Origin of the sequence: Acinetobacter johnsonii (assembly GCF_048551975.1) — a bacterium.
In the GTDB taxonomy this organism is placed as follows: Bacteria; Pseudomonadota; Gammaproteobacteria; order Pseudomonadales; family Moraxellaceae; genus Acinetobacter; species Acinetobacter johnsonii_A.
This window is the reverse complement of record NZ_JBIMCF010000008.1, coordinates 123,474-138,575: the sequence shown is the minus strand read 5'-3', so window position 1 is coordinate 138,575 and position 15,102 is coordinate 123,474. Positions and strand designations below refer to the sequence as shown.

Below are 15,102 nucleotides of genomic sequence, written 5' to 3'. Positions count from 1 at the left end.
AAATTTACAGAATTAGGCCGACCTCACACCCAAGTTGTCACTTAAAATTGAGTTACTTAGGATAACTCTGTCTTTTAAGCCTTTATGCAACAAAGCCCAGGATTATTTAAGTTCACTGGGCGTGATTACGCAGCAAATTCATCTTGAGCACCATTATTTCAGTCAAGAAACAGCCTATAAAGATTGGATACTGTTATTGGAGCAAATTTCTCAGCAGTCAGAGGAAATCACGCTCATCCTGAATGTAGATTCTGAAATTGACCAAGAACTGCTCGATGAAAAAACATGGTTAACCGATCATTACTTGCCTGCTGAATATGCCTCTAGTTGGTGCTTAGCATCATCTTCTTTAGCATTACTTGATATCACCCCCTTAAAACAACTCAAGATTGCACTAAACGAGGCCAATCTTGCCACTCATTTTGCATCCCCACCGATGAAGCAATTAGAACAATTTAAAGATATTCAGCCTTTTGTGCTGATGCTCGATGATATTACAGACATTCAAACCATGAAAAAACTTAACCAAATTTTCGATCGAAGTGGGATTGAATCGCATCACTTCATTCATACCAAACAAAGCTTTGGACATACGCAGCATTTGGCCAAAGTATTTGGATTTATGTTGAGTATGCATTTGCCTGATGAGCTGATGGCGATGATTTATAGCACTGATCAATTGTCTACACATTGTTTTCTGCATGCGTGCGAAGACAGTAATACCCCTGTAGAACCAACCATTTAAATTAAAAAAGAATAAGAGAGTATTGTGAATTCTTTATTTTATAACATCTTAGGTTATGTTTGGCAGTATGTAAGTAACCCGAAAGCCATTATGGCCATATCGGGTTTTGTCGCACTAATGGCCATGTATAACGTCATTCCAGCCAAAATCTTTTGGCCTTTAATGATTTGTTATTTATTCGGGTTGATGCTGTGGGGGATTTATTTACTCATTGTACGTCGTCGACATGCAGCTCAAGGTGAAGCACTTGCCGATGCCATTGCACATGATACCAATGCGGAATATGACAAACACAAAAACAAAGATGAACTTCATTTGATTCAACAACAAATGAAAGAATCTATTCAGTTGATTCGAAAATCAAAACTGGGGGATAAAAAGGGCAATGCTGCACTCTATGAATTGCCATGGTATATGGTAATTGGTAATCCTGCTGCGGGTAAAAGTTCGGCCATTTATAACTCGGGTTTAAAGTTTCCGTTTGAAGAAACCCATCAAAAATCAGTTTCTGCTGGATTAAGCGGAACGCGTCATTGCGACTGGTTTTTTTCAACAGAGGGCGTGTTATTAGATACCGCGGGTCGTTATTCCGTTTATGCAGAAGATCATTTTGAGTGGTTAGGATTTTTAAATATTTTGAAAAAAAACCGCTCAAAAGCACCAATCAATGGCTTGATCGTGATTGTCAGTATTGCTGAGTTAGTGAGTAACAGTCCAGAAAAGTCGATCAAACTGGCAAAGAATTTACGTGCACGGATTCAAGATCTCACTGAGCGCTTAGAGGTTTTCTCTCCAGTTTATTTGGTCTTCTCTAAAATGGATCTGATTGCAGGTTTTACTGAGTTTTTTGAATGCTATGAAGTTGGTGAGTTTGATCAGGTTTGGGGGGCAACACTGCCTTATACAACCGATGGGGCCAATAATGCTGTTGAACTGTTTGAAAAACACTATTCAATATTATATGACGGTTTAAAAGGCGTCAGTACGACACATCTCAGCCGTCGACACTCGCAGAATATTTCTCCAAGTGTCATGACATTTCCCTTAGAGTTTAAGAGCTTAAAGCCTGCGTTGAAGACATTTATCGGCACGCTGTTTGAAGATAACCCTTATCAATTTAAACCTGTTTTCCGTGGCTTTTATTTCACCAGTGCACTTCAAGAAGGCATTATTGAAAGTCCAATGACCGAGCAAATTGCTCAAGACTTTTTATTGCAAAAAGGTTTAGACAATGAAAATGGCATTCCAACGCGCTCCGTTTCTCAAAACCATGGCTATTTTTTAAAAGGTTTATTTTCAGACATTATTCTGAAAGACAAGAACCTCGTTAAACAACATATTAACCCGAGCCGAAAGCGTCAGCGTTATATTGCCTTTGTTGCCGCTTTATTTGGTGTAGCTATTATTCTAAGTCTATGGGTGTGGTCTTATCGGAATAATCAACAATTGATTGCAGACGTACAAGCCGATTTAGACAAAGTCGTTTTACTTGAAAAGCAATCGGGTCAAGAGTTGTCTACACAACTGAGTGCACTCTTGATTTTACAGGAACGTATGCAGCAGTTGGACCAATTTGAAGAAGATCGTCCTTTAAAGCTGGGTTTTGGTCTATATCAGGGAGATGAGCTGCGGGAGAAGCTAAAAACTGAATATTTAAAGGGTGTTGAGCAAATCGTCTTGACTCCAACACAACAAAATATTGCCCAATATCTACAGCGGGTGAAAAGCAATGAAGAAAAATTGCTTACAAACCACGCAAATGTAGAGCTGACGCCTGTTGCAAAAACACAGCAATATTTAGAGCCTAATGATGCAAATCCACAAGATGCATATAATGCTTTAAAGGCCTATTTAATGATGGGCAATACTCAATATATGGATGCAAGCCATTTAAGTGATCAAGTCACACGTTTCTGGCGTTCATGGTTGGACAATAATCGTGGTCAAATGCCGCGCGGAGAAATGATCCAAAAGGCAGAGCAAATTTTGTCGTATAGCATGACTTTAGCTAGCGATCCTAAATTTCCTGTACTCAGCTCAGACAGCTTAGTGGTGGATCAAACGCGTCAAGTTCTCTTGTCTGTTGTTCGTGGAATGCCTGCACGAGATCGTGTTTATAATGAATTAAAAATGCGTGCGGCTGTCCGTTATCCAGCATTAACCATAAAACAAATGCTTGGCGATGCCAATCAAAATGCAATCTTAGGGAGTTATGCCTTACCGGGTATGTTTACACATGCTGCATGGTCAGAATATGTTGAACAAGCCATCGATGAAGTTGCAAAACGTCCTACAGATACCAAAGATTGGGTACTCAACAGCACACAGTCGGATGACCTATCATTTAGTGGTAGTCCAGATCAAATTCGTAAACAACTCACAGAACTCTATAAAAAAGAATATATTGCGGAGTGGCGGAAATTCTTAGGTGCGATACATTATGCCAAAGCTAAGGATTATGGACAGCAGGCTGGTTTCGTTCAAATTTTAGGCGAGCCTGAAAACTCACCCATTCGAAGTGTTTTTGATCGCGTTGCCAAAGAAACCAGTTGGGACAATCCAGTCGTAATGGCAGAGCTGGCAGCGCCGCAAACAGGTTTTGTGGCTTGGTTTAAACGCAAAGTATTAAGACGAGATGAAACTCAGCTTGATGCCAAAGTCATGAATCAAGCGCAAGGCCCGATTTCTAAAGAATTCCAGATGTTTTATCAGTTGGTACGTAAGCGTGACGACCAACAAAATAAGTCTTTGCTTGATGAATACATGCAATCTTTAGCTCAAGTCCGAAGTAAATTCAATGACTTGAAAAGCTCAGGGGATATTGGACCATCTGCGATGAATTTGGTTAAATCGACCATTAATGAGCAAAATTCTGTCTTTAATACAACACAGAAGCTGGTAGATGAAAAAATGTCTGTGGGCTTGTCTGAGGTTGATCAGAAACTGCTCCAAAAGCTATTGATGTCGCCTCTGACACAATCATTTGAAAGTTTAATTCTCCCTGCGCAAGATGAGATGAATAAGCTATGGGTTATGCAAGTCTACCAACCTTTCAACACGAACCTGAGTAAAAAATATCCTTTTAACTCTTCAGCGACACTGCAAGCAACCAGCAATGAAATTAGCCAAATTCTTGGCGAAAATGGCAGTATTGCGCGTTATGTCAAAGAGTATCTTGATTCACTGGTTATTCGTCGTGGTTATACCTTGACTTCTAAGACATGGAAAGATTTAGGGATTAGTTTAAATCCACAATTTGTAATGAATTTCCAAAGCTATGTTGCGCCAAGTAATGGCATGGCAACTGGAACATTAAATCAAGCCTCATCTGCACCTGCAGCTACGGCGCAATCCAATTTTCAATTTTATCCAATTGAAAATCCTAAGTTTTTATCCTATACCATTGATATTGATGGACAAAGAATGCTTTATGAAAACGGCATTCAACAATGGGTGAATTTTGTATGGCCCAATGCTGGAGCAATTCCAGGTGCACGTATTACAGCCATTGATTTAGATGGGAAAACGCATACGATTTTTGAGGCGCCTGGTGAATATGGCATTAACCGTTTAATTGACGGTGCTGAACGAACGCAACGTGGCGGAAGCTATGAAATGATTTGGAGAAATCAGCAAAATCCAGAGCTTGCAGTAAAAGTCAATTTCCGTTTAATCAGCGGCGACGCAAATGGTGGAGTAGGCGGGCAGCGCAGTTACAATGGCATGCAACTGGTCGACCAAATTGTCACCAATAAATCCGTACGTGTGGTGGCAGCGCAAACCACACCTTCAGCAACAGTTGCAAGTCCTAAAGCTCCAACACCAGGTATACAGGAGTCTCGTTTATGATTTCTCGAAAGTGGTTGGGTTGTAAGGAGTATTGTGATGGATGAACTGCGGACCTTAGCTTTATATTATGGAAAATGTCCTGCACGTGGCGATTTCTTAAAAACACGCGGCCAGTATGCTCTAATTCAACTGATTGATCAGTGGATTACTGAGGCATTAGAACATGCCATGCAATCAGAGGGATTTAGTCAAGCGTATGAAAAGCTACCTTCATTAGACTTCTTTATCGCTAATCCACAAGAAAATAATTTTCTTTTGGCAAATTTGATAGCCAGTCAAGATAGTTCTGGTCGTCAATTTCCAATGGTTTTGAGTCATTTATTAGAGGTTGAAAATAGTTTTGATAATATTATTTATGCGCCATATCGCTATAAGCAAACTTTAATCGACTTATTTCAAAAGAATCGTGTGGTACGTTCGATACGTGACCCCAATATCGTGCTCGATAAATTATCTAAATTAAATAACGAGATACAGGTTTTTAATAACAGCGAAGTTTCGGCATTTTATGAACACCACACGATGCATTCATTTGCTCAATTAATAAGAATGAGCAGTTATGAGCTTGCACAAAGCATGATTGGACTCGGGTTATTGTTACAACCCGTCATTCAACATGGGACTAGTCGCTTAACTAAGGTGTTGATTTTACCTATTAATAACTCTAGCTACTGCTACGAGATTGCAGCTTTTTGGGTCAATCTAATCAGTTTTTTTATTCAAAATCAAAATACTGAGCTTCTGATAGGGATTTTGCATAACGAAAAACCCGTACTGCTTTTTGGCTTTCAAGGGGCAGATATTATGACCTTAAGTGAAATTTTCACGCAGAAATTAGATTCAGATCATTGGGTTTCATTGGTCCAAGCCAATTGGATTGATGCATATTTAGAGCAAAATGCAGGTTTGGCAACGCTGGAGCAAGCTTTATGTGAGCGGCAATTGAGCTTAATACAAGCTGTGAAACTTTTTAAAAAAACTTTTATAGATTAATATAATATGAAAATAAATCATAGATTTAAGCTAAATAAATGGCTGCTGACTTTAACGCTAGCCCTGAGTGGGAATGTCTGGGCTGAACCGATTATTGTTGAAGGTGTTGTTCCAAATGATGCCAGTAAGCAAATTATTTTAAGCAAGATGTACAGTGTCTATGGCGCTGACCAAGTGATTGATAAAATAAAGGTTAAAGCAGTTAGCGCTCCGAATGGTTGGAGTGAATCTGTTGCGAATATGGTGGTTCCAGGGTTAAAAAAAGTTCACCAAGGTAAACTTTCTGTACGTGGTACGCAAATGGAACTTAATGGAAAAATATCGAGTTCAATTGAAGTTCAGCCAACAACAAGCTTATTCCAAAGTTTAGTAACGCCACCGTATCGCTTAAATGTACAGCTTTCTGTCAATCAGGCTGAACAGCAAATCATAGATGAAGCACTTAAAAACAGAATTATAGAATTTGAATCTGGCAGTGCCGTTTTGGCTGTGAGTGGGACTCAGATCTTAGATGAAATGGCCGTGGCTCTAAATAAGGTTGGTGGGAAAAAGGTTAAAATTATTGGACATACAGACAGTTCAGGTGACGCTGCAAAGAATCTGGCTTTAAGTAAAGAGCGTGCAATGGCTGTTAAAAACTATTTGATCAATAAAAATATTACAGCAGAACGTTTAAGCGTTGAAGGATTGGGATCGAACAAACCTGTTGCTGATAATACAACTACAGATGGCCGTAAGAAAAACCGTCGAATTGAATTTGATGTGATCTAATTTATTTATAAGAAGCTACATAATCAAGTGTGGCTTCTTATAAATAAATTATAGTTCGTATAATGTAGCCATGATTATGTTATTTGCACTTCACATTGCTACAAATAAAAAGCCCATTGGTAAATCTCTCCAGTGGGCTTTTTGTTTGTCAATGTTGCGAGGATCGTAGAGGGGCAGAGAAGTGCATTTAACATCAATCTGCATTATACGAAATTAGTCGTTTTCTAGGCGGTGGCGGGTCGAGGGCTCGCAGAACGCACCGCCTAGAAATTAGACGTTTTAGACGAGGCACACTGCTGTCAATAGTGTGCCTGACTCCGGAAAGTTTTTTGCAATTTGCTCTATGAGCTATATATATCAAGTGTTTCAGACTTAATGAGAGTCTTTCGCATTTACAGCCTATTTTGTTTATATTTTATTCATCTTTTCCTAGAAATTTTTTTCTATATTCTAAAACTTCATTTGCTGTTAAGTCCTTTAAATGGTGATAAATCAATGCATTTATTATATCTACATCTATAACTTCTACTCTTAATTTGTATTTGATTTCCCACTTAACATCTTCAACTTTATCTAACAATTCGTTTCTGATTCGCTTCTGACTTGAACTCATTTTTACACCTTACTGTTTCACTGACACATTATTATAATTTCTATTGTAATGACACGTTGTTTCATGGTAACTTTCTCGCATCGTTGTTTCACTGTGTCACCGTGACACATAGTTGTTTTTTGGGTGCTATATGCTTGATTTCCTCCGTTTAGCGATTCCAATCATTCCTACGCATGTGCGTAGTTTTGATAATCACCATCAATTTAATGGTGATATTCGCGACTATGGAATTCCAGCAGCAACTCGCCATGTAAGTAAGACAGATGACGGACAGACCATAACAGGGGATTTGTATCATCCTTATGAAGCTCTCCCAAGTGATTACACAGATATGGCGGTGAAGTTTTATACCAATACCATGAACACTGTGCCTTACGTTGAATTGAAAGCATCTCCACTTAAGCTTTTACAAGGGCACAATGTTTATGGATTTGAATGTATCGAACTTGGTGCAATGCACATGCTTGGAATGTTCTTTGAAGCCTTTCCGAAGTTAACTGCAATTCTTGATCAAGAGAAAACGGAAGTGCTTTGCCTTGATACGACTTACTTGTTCAGACTTCCACATCAGAATATGGTTCAACCTGTTTTGGATTACATGGCAAATCTTGCATCAGGACACCGTAAAGCACGTCAAATCAAGTACGAGAATTACATTACTTGGGGTAATGATGGTGCCAGTGTCCGACCTAAAGCCTATGGCAAATTCGAAGAAGTAAAAAGCCAATTAAACAAGATTCAGAAACAAGCAGATAAGGGCTGTATGCGCTCTAAGTCGCTTGTAATGGCTATGCACGATGCTCTCCCTTTTGCGAATGCTGTTTTACGTCTTGAGGCTCGTATTTGTAAAACCTATCTGACTAAAAACGGTTATCCGTCAAATCTATTTCAGTTAATCAACTTGCAACATGAACAGCCAGAATTATTGCTACGCCTCTGGCACGTAGCTTTTGACCCGATCCTAGACACAATGAAGGGTAAATACATGAATTTTTCATCTGATGGAGAAATCTTAGATTTATTGAAATCTAAATTAGTGACTTATACCAAGACAGGTAAGCCAAGTTATACAAAAGCTACTAACGCTATGAAGTTTTACTCATTGGTTCGTCAAATGGGTTTACAAGCTACTAAAGAGCTGTATAGAGAAAGTACTTATTACGATGCGCTTAACTGTTTGTTAAGTGTTGGTATTTCAAAGTCCCATATTCAAAACCTTGCTAAGAATCCAAACGGCAAAGTTATCCCATTTGTTCGTATGTTCGAACTTAAGATGTGCGACCAACAGCCGTCTGACTATCAAATTCCAGTTTCACAATACAGCCCAAGACGTGGCTTACATTTAGTTGCCTAAGAGAGGTTATCACTCATGCAAATTCAATTTAACAAACGCTCAATCTTGCCAACAACGTTTACCAATGACAAAGGTACAACGTATTACAACACTACGTTGTTTTCGCCAGTTCGTTATAGCTTGAGCTTTGGTGAAGGTCTTATGCCAGTTGAGCAAATGAAAGCTGTTATTGAACAGTGTGCTGAAAATTCTCAAGAGGTCGAAATTGAGTTTACTGAATCCCAATCTAAGTTTGGTCCACAGATGCAAATTTACAGTGTTAAGCCAGTTCCTAAGAAAAACCCTTAGTATCAAAGGCTTTATTTATAACATTTCGTATAATGTATATTATGTTAAATAGCATATCCAAGACTGTGGCCTACGCAACTCAGTTGGTGCCACAGCTCAGCAACGTGAATCTGTAAAAATTATATTCACGTTGCTGAGTATCCTAATGAACATAATATACGTTATGCCGAAATCCGTGAGCCTTATCCAAATATGATCTGGTATCCACCCGACCAAACAAATAATTTAAAAGCGAAGACCACAGCAACAATATAAAGCTGAATCAGCATAAGAAAATAAATTAAATCATCTTTTGTAATCATCTAAATCAGCCCTATTTTGATTTAAATTTAGTCAATCGTAACCCGCATGTTATAAATGGGGGTAGAAAAATCAGTCAGGCGACTAGATTCTGCTGAGAAGAATTGTGCAGATTTAGGGCTTTCCACCGTGTTTTTACGGGTTTGGGTTGTTTTTTGATCAGCTTTTTTAGTCATGATTAAAACTCACCAGAACAATTATGAAATTCAAGATCGGAAAAATAAGAAACTAAAGAACCACAATGAGGGCAAGAAACAGATGCATGAGATTCAGGCTCAAAACCAAATATCTGATCAAGTAATTCAGAATCTTGATCTTGAGAAGATGGAATTAAAGCAATTTCAAGAGCAGTAGAATTCTTCATTTCATCCCCCACACTTAGTCATATGAAATGGCAAATACTGATGATGAAATCTTGAGAAGCACTTTGGGCACTCAACATCAACAGATCCTAGAACGATGCTTAAAATTCTCATTTTGGTGGCCCCTGATAAAAAATAGCTGCAACAACAAAGACACCAACCAAAGCGAAAGAAGCAAAAACAATTAAAAGCATCAGGAAATCAGCCATTAGCAATCCCCCATTTCTTCTTTTAATTCAGCGTTTGTTTTTTTGTATAAATCTGCATGAACATCAATCAACGAATAGTCATAAGCCATTTCTGACGCAACAAATGCCAAATGCTCTAAACACTGCTCCGTAGAAAAAGCAGGTACAAAGTTATCTAATGCACATTGGCCATTTTGAGAAACAAGCTCTGCTACCCTGTTAAATGCTGCTTGGGTGAAGTCTTGAGGATTATTAAAAGCTATTAGCATATTGACACCCTGACACAGGGAAACATAATTTAGCGAAAGTTACCATGAAACAATGTGTCAATGCAACAGGTTATATAATAATGCCTCATTGACACAGTATGACAGTGGGACAGACATGGCTTCAGTACAGATTAGAGTTCAGGAAGATTTAGCAGACAAAATTGAGAATGCTAAGTGGGAAATTAAATACAAGCTCAGATTGGAAATACAAAACACCGATGTATTGAATGCACTCATTTACCATCACTTAAAAAATCTGACTGAAGACGAAGTATTGGAATATCGCCGAAAGATTCTAGGGAAAGACGAATAATGGGATTAGCAATCTTTTGTCTTATTCTGGGATTTATTGTTGGTTATTTACTTAGAGATTCTAGGCAAGAAAAACCAAAAGAAACCGTACAGAAAACAAGAAATGTGTACCTGAACTACAATGAAAGGCAGCGAGAAAAAATACGCTATCACAATGATGCGGACAGAATCAGACAACTAAATTTACTTTCTCCAAACGAAAGTAAATTCATGAGATTGCTTCAACACCAATTTGAAGACCATAAACTGATTGTAAAAGACAGACGTTTTTATATAGCAGATCGGGACAACTACCCTGTTGCTATATTTGAATATCGAGATGGAACAAAGCAGCTAAAAGTAGAAGATGCCGAAGAAGGAACACCAGTGTTTCTATACAAAGCAATTTTATCTAGCGAAGCAATTTTAGAAGATAAAGCAAAGCTCAGAGCCGAATGTCGCATAACGTAATTTTATGTTAAATACGATACACCTAATCATAAATTCATATCCTTCTTACTTAAACCAAAATTCAATAACTTAAGTGATTTCTATTTTACTTCTTTGTACACGACAAAAAAAGATAACTCATTGAAATAATGGCATAATACTTGTTTTCTGAAGACGAATATGATGACACATTTCAATGAGTTAGATCTCATCTTAAACAAATATCTAAAGTGGAACAAGTCACATGCAAAATGTTTTACACTGATTATGCTTGCATTAATTGTAAAACAGACATGTAATCTTTCTTCTGCATCTAAAGCCTTACCCATCAAGTGCTTACCACAATCATTTTATCGACGTATACAACGCTTCTTTGCAGATCAGTATTTCGATTATCGTCAAATTTCTCAGTTAATTTTCAATATATTTTCATTCGATAAAGTCCAATTAACTTTGGATAGAACTAATTGGAAATGGGGAAAACGAGATATCAATATCTTGATGTTAGCCATCGTCTATCGTGGAATAGCGATACCTATTGTTTGGACATTGCTCAATAAACGTGGAAATTCAGATACAAAAGAGCGTATTGCTTTGATTCAACGCTTTATCTCCATTTTTGGTAAAGATCGTATTGTGAAAGTGTTTGCAGACAGAGAATTTATCGGTGAGAAATGGTTTACATGGTTAATTGAAAATGACATTAACTTCTGTATACGTGTTAAAAAAACTTTATTGTGACCAATCACTTGGCCAAGAATCATAAAATTAGTGATTTATTTCGTCATCTTCAAGTTGGTCAAAGTGAATGTCGTAAACGACGTATTTGGGTTGGCCGAGTGAAACTGTATATTAGTGCGCTACGATTAGAAGATGGAGAACTTTTACTTGTTGTTTCTCCTATGTTTAATGCTTCTGCTATTGGTGATTATGCATTACGCTGGGAAATCGAAACGTTATTTAGTTGTCTCAAAGGACGTGGATTCAATCTTGAAAATACTCGTTTAACAGACCCTAGACGAGTCAAGAAATTGATAGCAGTGCTAGCTATCGGTTTCTGTTGGTGCTATTTAACAGGTGAATGGCAACATGATCGGAAAAAAGCGATAAAAATAAAGAAGCATGGACGACTTTCAGTAAGTTTATTTCGCTACGGTTTGGACTATGTTCAAATGGCTATTCTACGTTTGATTGGTTTTGGAAAAAAAGAAGAATTTAAGAAAGTGCTAGCAATTTTAAGAAAGAAAAAGCCTGATAGGACAAGGGTCCTATGAAATTTGTCGTGTACAGAGATTTTACTTATAAAATATGATATGTTTACCTTAAGAATACTTCATAAACTTTACTATGTTTGCTTTAAAAACAATTCATTTAGAAAAGAAAGTCTCAAACGAAAATCAAATTATTCTTTTATTTGATCTAAATTCATCTTGTCCATGTTTGTACCCTATGCTGTACACAATGAAGTTTCTTAGATTTCAAAGTAGCCTTGAGGTTCTGCATACCATTGTGTCTTTGAATCGAACCAGTTGTGCGGTAGATTTTGTGTGTAGGCTTCTTCATTTGAAAATTATATCGCTGAAAAAACGTTACAGATAGGTTTGTGCAACAAAGCCCTTAGTTGAAAAAAACTTTTAGATTTCATGCTCACACATCACCTAAAACAAAAAATATCTAATTGATTTTACAAGATTTTAATTTAAGGCTTTATTCTACCCACTCGCAATATCAACGTTTAGTATCGCCACTCACTAACTCATTAAATAAATATGGAGCAGTACGGCTATCTTGATTTTCTGTTATTTGTTTTGGTGTTCCTGCCACAACAATATTCCCACCAGCATTTCCAGCACCTGGTCCCACATCAATCACCCAATCTGCTTGTGCAACGGCACGCATATCATGCTCAATCATAACCACGGTATTACCTACATCGACTAATCGCTGCAATTGAACTAACAATCGATCTACATTTGATGGATGCAAACCTGTAGTTGGCTCATCAAGTATATACAGTGTATTTCCACGCTGATTGCGTTGCAGCTCGGTCGCCAATTTAATACGTTGCGCTTCTCCACCAGATAGTTCAGTCGCTGGTTGCCCTAAACGTAAATAACCAAGGCCAATTTCCTTTAATAATTGTAGTGAACGAGCAATCGAGACCTCTCCATCAAAAAAATCACGTGCTTCATTGACGGTCATTCCTAATACTTCAGCAATATTACGTCCATTCCAGCGAATTTTCAGAGTGTCATCATTATATCGAGCACCATGACATGTCGGACAAGGCGCATATACACTTGGCATAAACAATAATTCTACACTGACAAATCCTTCACCTTCACAAGTTTCACATCGCCCTTTAGCCACATTAAACGAAAAACGTCCAGCATCATAATGAGCTTGGCGAGCTTCAGGAGTTCCGGCAAATAACTTTCTAACATGATCAAATAAACCCGTATAAGTTGCCAGATTAGAACGTGGAGTACGGCCAATTGGTTTTTGATCAACCTGTACCAGACGCTGTATAGCCTCCACATCACCAGCCAGAGAACCCTGTGTAACCTCGATAACCAACATTCCTTCATTTAAAGGATTATTTTCATTATTGTTTTCAGTTTCAGATTCATTGCCTAAATATGAAAGTACTAACTCGGGTAAAGCTTGAGAAATGAGACTAGATTTACCTGAACCTGAAATACCTGTAACTGCTGTAAGTACACCAAGAGGTATACGAGCATCAATATTATGCAGGTTATGTCGATAAATATTATTAAGTTCAAGCCAACCAGAGGGTGTACGTCCATAACTTTGAGTAACTGGGATTTTATTAAATAAATAACTTGCAGTACGTGAAGCTGAAATCTCACTTAAACCCTGAGGTACTCCACTATATAAAATATTACCACCTTGCTCTCCTGCATCTGGTCCAACATCCACTAACCATTGAGCACGACGCATGAGCTCTAAATCATGCTCTACAACAAATACGGAGTTTCCAGCGTCTCTTAATTTATCGAGAGAATCATATAATGACTGACTATCTGAAGGATGTAATCCAGCAGACGGTTCATCCAGTACATAAACTACACCAAATAGCATAGAACTTAATTGTGTTGCTAAACGCAAACGTTGTAACTCTCCCGCTGAAAGAGTCGGTGTGGCTCTATCTAATGTTAGATAACCAAGACCTAACTGGCGTAATTGATTTAAACGCCCCACCACACCATTTGCTAAACGCTGGGCAGCAATTTTCTTTTCATCTGAAAGTGCTGACGTACGTCTTACATCTGGAGATACAGAATGCACTGCTCTACCTGTTGTTGCTCGTTCAGATCTATCAAGTTGGGTTACTTTATTATTAGTCTTTTCTCCAGCATCATGAGCGTCGAAATTGCCAAGAACAATGGGCTCAAGCAGGCAAGTTAACTTATCCAAAGAAAGTTGCATAAACTCACCAATATCTACTCCAGCAAAGGTAATAGATAAGGCTTCTGGTTTAAGGCGTTTACCATGACAGGAAGGGCATATTTTTCCTTCCATAAAACGTGAAACACGTTTTTTCATCAACGTACTTTGGGTATTAGCAAAAGTATGAAGGACATAGCGACGAGCACCAGTGAAAGTGCCCATATAGCTGGGTTCTAGTTTACGTTTAAGTGCAGATTGAGTCTCAGCGGGGCTTAAACCAGCATACACAGGAACTGTTGGGATTTCTTCAGTAAATAAAATCCAGTCTCTATCCGATTGCGGTAAATCTTTCCATGGTCGATCAACATCATACCCTAGGGTTACTAGGATATCGCGTAAGTTTTGCCCGTGCCAAGCAGGTGGCCATGATGCGATAGCTCTCTCACGAATACTGAGTGTTGGGTCAGGAACCATTGTCGATTCTGTAACGTCATAAATGTGACCTAAACCATGACAGGTAGGACAAGCACCTTGAGGAGTGTTCGGTGAAAAGTCCTCGGCATATAACATTGGCTGATCGGCAGGATATGCACCAGCACGCGAATAAATCATTCGCACGAGACTTGATAAAGTTGTTACACTTCCAACAGAAGAACGGGTATTACTTGCACCACGTTGTTGTTGCAATGCTACTGCTGGTGGTAGACCATCAATAGCATCAACATCTGGTACTCCGGCCTGATCTATTAAGCGTCTTGCATAAGGTGCAACAGATTCGAAATATCTTCTTTGTGCTTCAGCAAAAATAGTTCCAAAAGCAAGTGATGATTTTCCTGAACCCGATACACCTGAGAAAACAACAAGTGCATTTCTTGGGATAGAAACATCTACATCCTTAAGGTTATGCTCACGTGCACCTCGAACTTCAATACAATTATTAGATAAAGTAATGTTATTGTGTTCACCAAAAGAATGTATTTTCATGTTTCTACGAGCCTGTAAATTATTTTGTGTAAGTCTCATTTTTTATAAATGATCTTTTAATCGATCATCGAACTGAATCGTAAAACAATTCATTGCTAAACTAATACATTTAAATATGGCTGTCATTTGGTTTAAATCTTCAGGAGTTTTTAAACCTTTAGCTAATTCAGCTGCCATACTTTTGATTGTAGCTTCATCCATGTGAAGTACCTCTTTTTATTATCCTCAGTAGGA

General features: G+C 38.1%; 15 protein-coding genes and 1 pseudogene. 10 read left to right on the top strand and 6 right to left on the bottom strand.

Going from position 1 to position 15,102, the window contains the following annotated elements:
* The first annotated feature begins 121 nt into the window (after positions 1–121).
* Genes ACG9ZB_RS08925 through ACG9ZB_RS08910 form a run of 4 tightly spaced genes read left to right on the top strand, consistent with a single transcriptional unit; the run spans position 122 to position 6,358 of the window.
* Positions 122–745: a hypothetical protein gene (locus ACG9ZB_RS08925; RefSeq protein ID WP_419325392.1), complete on the top strand. Its 624-nt coding sequence runs from the start codon at positions 122–124 to the stop codon at positions 743–745.
* A 24-nt stretch (positions 746–769) separates the two neighbouring features.
* Entirely contained in the window at positions 770–4,594 is a 3,825-nt protein-coding gene (gene tssM, locus ACG9ZB_RS08920; RefSeq protein ID WP_419325391.1) for a type VI secretion system membrane subunit TssM, read from the top strand.
* A gap of 36 nt (positions 4,595–4,630) precedes the next feature.
* Positions 4,631–5,587, top strand: coding sequence for a type VI secretion system-associated protein TagF (tagF, locus tag ACG9ZB_RS08915; protein ID WP_419325390.1), 957 nt, complete (start codon positions 4,631–4,633; stop codon positions 5,585–5,587).
* Between the two features lie 6 nt (positions 5,588–5,593).
* The gene (locus ACG9ZB_RS08910) at positions 5,594–6,358 is read left to right on the top strand and encodes an OmpA family protein (RefSeq protein WP_419325389.1); all 765 of its coding nucleotides are present in this window, start codon (positions 5,594–5,596) and stop codon (positions 6,356–6,358) included.
* A 415-nt stretch (positions 6,359–6,773) separates the two neighbouring features.
* Here the strand turns inward: ACG9ZB_RS08910 and ACG9ZB_RS08905 are convergent, their stop codons facing one another.
* On the bottom strand, positions 6,774–6,971 hold the full coding sequence (locus ACG9ZB_RS08905) for a hypothetical protein (protein WP_419325388.1): 198 nt from the start codon (positions 6,969–6,971) through the stop codon (positions 6,774–6,776).
* 130 nt (positions 6,972–7,101) lie between these two features.
* Between ACG9ZB_RS08905 and ACG9ZB_RS08900 the strand changes: the two genes are divergently transcribed.
* Positions 7,102–8,325 carry a phage/plasmid replication protein, II/X family gene (locus ACG9ZB_RS08900; RefSeq protein WP_419325387.1) on the top strand — a complete coding sequence of 408 codons (1,224 nt, stop codon included), beginning with the start codon at positions 7,102–7,104 and terminating at the stop codon, positions 8,323–8,325.
* A 15-nt stretch (positions 8,326–8,340) separates the two neighbouring features.
* Positions 8,341–8,613 carry a hypothetical protein gene (locus ACG9ZB_RS08895; protein ID WP_419325386.1) on the top strand — a complete coding sequence of 91 codons (273 nt, stop codon included), beginning with the start codon at positions 8,341–8,343 and terminating at the stop codon, positions 8,611–8,613.
* Positions 8,614–8,942: 329 nt separating this feature from the next.
* On the opposite strand, the gene ACG9ZB_RS08890 is transcribed toward ACG9ZB_RS08895, so the two are convergent.
* From ACG9ZB_RS08890 to ACG9ZB_RS08880, 3 genes are all read right to left on the bottom strand, one after another.
* On the bottom strand, positions 8,943–9,089 hold the full coding sequence (locus ACG9ZB_RS08890) for a hypothetical protein (RefSeq protein ID WP_227556804.1): 147 nt from the start codon (positions 9,087–9,089) through the stop codon (positions 8,943–8,945).
* A 2-nt stretch (positions 9,090–9,091) separates the two neighbouring features.
* Positions 9,092–9,277, bottom strand: coding sequence for a hypothetical protein (locus ACG9ZB_RS08885; RefSeq protein ID WP_419325385.1), 186 nt, complete (start codon positions 9,275–9,277; stop codon positions 9,092–9,094).
* A gap of 206 nt (positions 9,278–9,483) precedes the next feature.
* The gene (locus ACG9ZB_RS08880; protein WP_419325384.1) at positions 9,484–9,732 is read right to left on the bottom strand and encodes a hypothetical protein; all 249 of its coding nucleotides are present in this window, start codon (positions 9,730–9,732) and stop codon (positions 9,484–9,486) included.
* A gap of 115 nt (positions 9,733–9,847) precedes the next feature.
* On the opposite strand from ACG9ZB_RS08880, the gene ACG9ZB_RS08875 reads away from it, so the two are divergent.
* From ACG9ZB_RS08875 to ACG9ZB_RS08860, 4 genes and pseudogenes are all read left to right on the top strand, one after another.
* A complete protein-coding gene (locus ACG9ZB_RS08875; protein ID WP_058869613.1) occupies positions 9,848–10,045 on the top strand; it encodes a hypothetical protein in 198 nt (65 codons plus the stop codon).
* Positions 10,045–10,494, top strand: coding sequence for a hypothetical protein (locus tag ACG9ZB_RS08870; protein WP_348923464.1), 450 nt, complete (start codon positions 10,045–10,047; stop codon positions 10,492–10,494). Before ACG9ZB_RS08875 ends, ACG9ZB_RS08870 begins: the two co-directional genes overlap by 1 nt.
* Before the next feature lie 162 nt (positions 10,495–10,656).
* Positions 10,657–11,747, top strand: a protein-coding gene (locus tag ACG9ZB_RS08865) for an IS4-like element ISAba33 family transposase (RefSeq protein WP_419325398.1) whose coding sequence is annotated in 2 segments (ribosomal slippage) — positions 10,657–11,197 and positions 11,197–11,747 — 1,092 coding nt in all. Because the reading frame shifts where the segments join, the coding sequence is not laid out codon by codon here.
* A 73-nt stretch (positions 11,748–11,820) separates the two neighbouring features.
* Positions 11,821–11,958, top strand: a pseudogene (locus tag ACG9ZB_RS08860) (site-specific integrase); the annotation flags it as partial.
* Positions 11,959–12,201: 243 nt separating this feature from the next.
* On the opposite strand, the gene ACG9ZB_RS08855 reads toward ACG9ZB_RS08860, so the two are convergent.
* On the bottom strand, positions 12,202–14,868 hold the full coding sequence (locus ACG9ZB_RS08855; protein ID WP_419325383.1) for an excinuclease ABC subunit A: 2,667 nt from the start codon (positions 14,866–14,868) through the stop codon (positions 12,202–12,204).
* 42 nt (positions 14,869–14,910) lie between these two features.
* Positions 14,911–15,069 (bottom strand): hypothetical protein, encoded by a 159-nt coding sequence (locus ACG9ZB_RS08850; protein ID WP_161489514.1) that lies wholly within the window; start codon positions 15,067–15,069, stop codon positions 14,911–14,913.
* Positions 15,070–15,102: the final 33 nt, after the last annotated feature.

Excerpts from the sequence above, each read along its gene's own strand:
- tagF (WP_419325390.1), top strand. The coding sequence starts at position 4,631 with ATGGATGAACTGCGGACCTTAGCTTTATATTATGGAAAATGTCCTGCA.
- ACG9ZB_RS08910 (WP_419325389.1), top strand. The coding sequence starts at position 5,594 with ATGAAAATAAATCATAGATTTAAGCTAAATAAATGGCTGCTGACTTTA.
- ACG9ZB_RS08905 (WP_419325388.1), bottom strand. The coding sequence starts at position 6,971 with ATGAGTTCAAGTCAGAAGCGAATCAGAAACGAATTGTTAGATAAAGTT.
- ACG9ZB_RS08900 (WP_419325387.1), top strand. The coding sequence starts at position 7,102 with ATGCTTGATTTCCTCCGTTTAGCGATTCCAATCATTCCTACGCATGTG.
- ACG9ZB_RS08895 (WP_419325386.1), top strand. The coding sequence starts at position 8,341 with ATGCAAATTCAATTTAACAAACGCTCAATCTTGCCAACAACGTTTACC.
- ACG9ZB_RS08890 (WP_227556804.1), bottom strand. The coding sequence starts at position 9,089 with ATGACTAAAAAAGCTGATCAAAAAACAACCCAAACCCGTAAAAACACG.
- ACG9ZB_RS08885 (WP_419325385.1), bottom strand. The coding sequence starts at position 9,277 with ATGAAGAATTCTACTGCTCTTGAAATTGCTTTAATTCCATCTTCTCAA.
- ACG9ZB_RS08880 (WP_419325384.1), bottom strand. The coding sequence starts at position 9,732 with ATGCTAATAGCTTTTAATAATCCTCAAGACTTCACCCAAGCAGCATTT.
- ACG9ZB_RS08875 (WP_058869613.1), top strand. The coding sequence starts at position 9,848 with ATGGCTTCAGTACAGATTAGAGTTCAGGAAGATTTAGCAGACAAAATT.
- ACG9ZB_RS08870 (WP_348923464.1), top strand. The coding sequence starts at position 10,045 with ATGGGATTAGCAATCTTTTGTCTTATTCTGGGATTTATTGTTGGTTAT.
- ACG9ZB_RS08855 (WP_419325383.1), bottom strand. The coding sequence starts at position 14,868 with ATGAAAATACATTCTTTTGGTGAACACAATAACATTACTTTATCTAAT.
- ACG9ZB_RS08850 (WP_161489514.1), bottom strand. The coding sequence starts at position 15,069 with ATGGATGAAGCTACAATCAAAAGTATGGCAGCTGAATTAGCTAAAGGT.